Genomic DNA, 2,371 nt, shown 5'->3' with positions numbered 1-2,371 from the left:
ACTTCCCGTCGAGAGATAGGTGCGCAGCGTGGTGCAGAGGTCGGCGGACAGGCAGCCGTCGAAGACGTCGGCGTAGTTCTGCAGGGTCAGCGCCGGGATGATCTCGTACTCGTTGTACTCCCACAGCGAGACGATCCCGGTGAGCACCAGCGGCACCACCAGGAAGACGAGGAAGACGAGGGCCAGCGGCGCGGCCTGGAGATAGGCGAGGGTGCGGCGGCGCGGGCGGCCCGCAACGGTGGGCGCTGCGGTCCGCGCGGCGGTCTCGGCGGCGGGCAGGGCGAGATCGGTCATCGGATTCACCCCACGCGCGCCGCCGCTTCCCTCCCCCTCTGCGGGCTCCGATGTTCACACATCGGCTCCCGCGAGGCGCACCGCGCCCCCTCTCCCGTGCGGGAGAGGGGACCCGCGTTCCATCCGGCAGCCGCGTGGCCGCGCAGGACGGGCGTCTCCGAGGGCCCGCGGAGTGAGAAGGACGGAGAGGGGGCGCCCACCGCCCTCACGCCGCGATGAACTCGTTCCACTTGCGCACCATGTAGGTGTTCTCGTCCATCACGGCGTTCCAGCAGGCGACCGCGCCCATCCGCGCGTCGAAGGAGCCGCCGTCGCGGGTGGCGCCGGCCTTCTCGATCAGGGTGCCGTCGGGACCGAGGATGTCCTTCTCGGCGGGCTTGCCCTCCATCCAGAAGGCCCATTCGTAGGGCTGCATGTTCGCCTGTGCGGTCTCCAGCACCGCCGAGTAGTAGCCCTGCCGGTTCAGGTAGGCCCCGGCCCAGCCGGACAGGAACCAATTGATGAAATCGTAGGCGGCATCGAGCTTCTTGCCGCTCAGGGTCTTGGGGATGCCGAAGCCCGAGGCCCAGGCCCGGTAGCCCTCCTTCAGCGGCTGGTAGGTGCAGGGCACGCCCTGCGCGCGCACCTTCGTGACGGCGGGCGACCACATCGACTGGATCACCGTCTCGCCCGAGGCCATCAGGTTCACGGATTCGTTGAAGTCCTGCCAGAAGGCGCGGAACTGGCCGGCGCGCTTGGCCTCGATCAGCACCTTGATGGTGCGGTCGATCTCAGGGCGCGTCATGTTGCCCTTGTCGCCGTAGGTGTAGTCGCCGGAGGCCTCCACCACCATCGCGGCGTCCATGATGCCGATCGACGGGATGTTGAGGATCGAGGCCTTGCCCTTGAAGGCCGGGTTCAGGAGCTCCTTCCAGCTCGTCACCGGGATCTTGATCAGGTCCGGCCGGATGCCCAGCGTGTCGGCGTTGTAGACGGTGGGGATCAGCGAGATCCACTCGGTCTGTTCGCCGGCAAATTTTTTCGAATCCTGGCCCTCCAGATAGAAGACCTTCCGGGGGGCCGTGCCCTGATCGCCGATCTTCCGGCCCCCCACCTCGCCCTTGGTGAAGATCGACGAGATCTTGTCGGCCAGTTTGATCCGCTTGGCGTCCATGCCCTGGAGGTTGCCGGAGGGCAGGATCTTCTTGAGGCTGAAATACTCGGTGTCGACCAGGTCGAAGGAATTCGGCTGGGTGACGACGCGCTTGGTCACCTCGTCGGTCACCACCGGTATGTACTCGATGGTGAGGCCCAGATCCTCCTTCACCTTCCTGGCGATGTCGGCGGACTGGTTCACCGCGGTGCCGAGGTAGCGCAGGGTCACCGGCTCGGCGGCGTGCACCGCCGGGAAGCCGGTGACCGGCGTCGCGGCCAGCGCGGCGGCCCCCTTCAGGAGCGTGCGCCGGCTCGGCTTCGAGAAAGCATCCATCGTCGTCTCCGTACCGGTTACGCGTCGAGGCGGTGGGCGGCGGCCGCGTCCCAGCCGACCGGAATCGTGTCGCCCGGGCGCAGCGGGCGGGCCGCGAAATCCGCGTCGCTGAGGATCGCCGTGAGGGCGGCGGGGCTCTCAGGCGCGCGCTCCAGCCCCTCTGCGTCGAGGCCGACATGGACGCTGGTGCCCTGGTACTCGACAGCCACCACCCGGGCCGGCCGCGCGGCGGGGCCGGCCTCGGCGCCGAGGCGCATCCGGTCCGCCCGCACGGCGATGAGCCCGTCGGGCAGGCGGATCACGTTGTGGCCGCCGATGAACCGGGCCACGAAGGCGGTCGCCGGCCGCTCGAACACGGTGCGCGGGTCGGCGGCCTGCTCGATCCGCCCGGCATTCATCACCACCACGAGGTCGGAGAGCGCCATCGCCTCCTCCTGGCTGTGGGTGACGTGGATGAAGGTGAGGCCCAGCTCGGTCTGGATCCGCTTCAACTCGACCCGCATCCGCACCCGCAGGAACGGATCGAGCGCCGAGAGCGGCTCGTCGAGCAGAAGCACCTTCGGGCCGGTGACGAGGGCGCGGGCCAGCGCCACGCGCTGCTGCTGGCCG

At 69.2% G+C, this 2,371-nt stretch carries 2 protein-coding genes and 1 pseudogene; all 3 read right to left on the bottom strand.

The window, feature by feature from the left end; all coding sequences use genetic code 11:
* Window positions 1–294: pseudogene (locus I53_RS15490) on the bottom strand (ABC transporter permease); the annotation flags it as partial.
* A 205-nt stretch (window positions 295–499) separates the two neighbouring features.
* The gene (locus I53_RS15485) at window positions 500–1,762 is read right to left on the bottom strand and encodes a PotD/PotF family extracellular solute-binding protein (RefSeq protein ID WP_043352222.1); all 1,263 of its coding nucleotides are present in this window, start codon (window positions 1,760–1,762) and stop codon (window positions 500–502) included.
* A gap of 17 nt (window positions 1,763–1,779) precedes the next feature.
* On the bottom strand, window positions 1,780–2,371 hold a 592-nt coding region (locus tag I53_RS15480), incomplete at its 5' end, for an ABC transporter ATP-binding protein (protein WP_043352220.1).

The sequence above is a fragment of the Methylobacterium sp. B1 genome (genome assembly GCF_000333255.1).
Taxonomy (GTDB): domain Bacteria; phylum Pseudomonadota; class Alphaproteobacteria; order Rhizobiales; family Beijerinckiaceae; genus Methylobacterium; species Methylobacterium fujisawaense.
The sequence above is the reverse complement of the archived record's forward strand: the minus strand, read 5'-3'. Positions and strand labels throughout refer to the sequence as shown.

What these genes read in the sequence shown, in the direction of transcription:
- I53_RS15485 (WP_043352222.1), bottom strand. Translation starts at nt 1,762, where the DNA reads ATGGATGCTTTCTCGAAGCCGAGCCGGCGCACGCTCCTGAAGGGGGCC.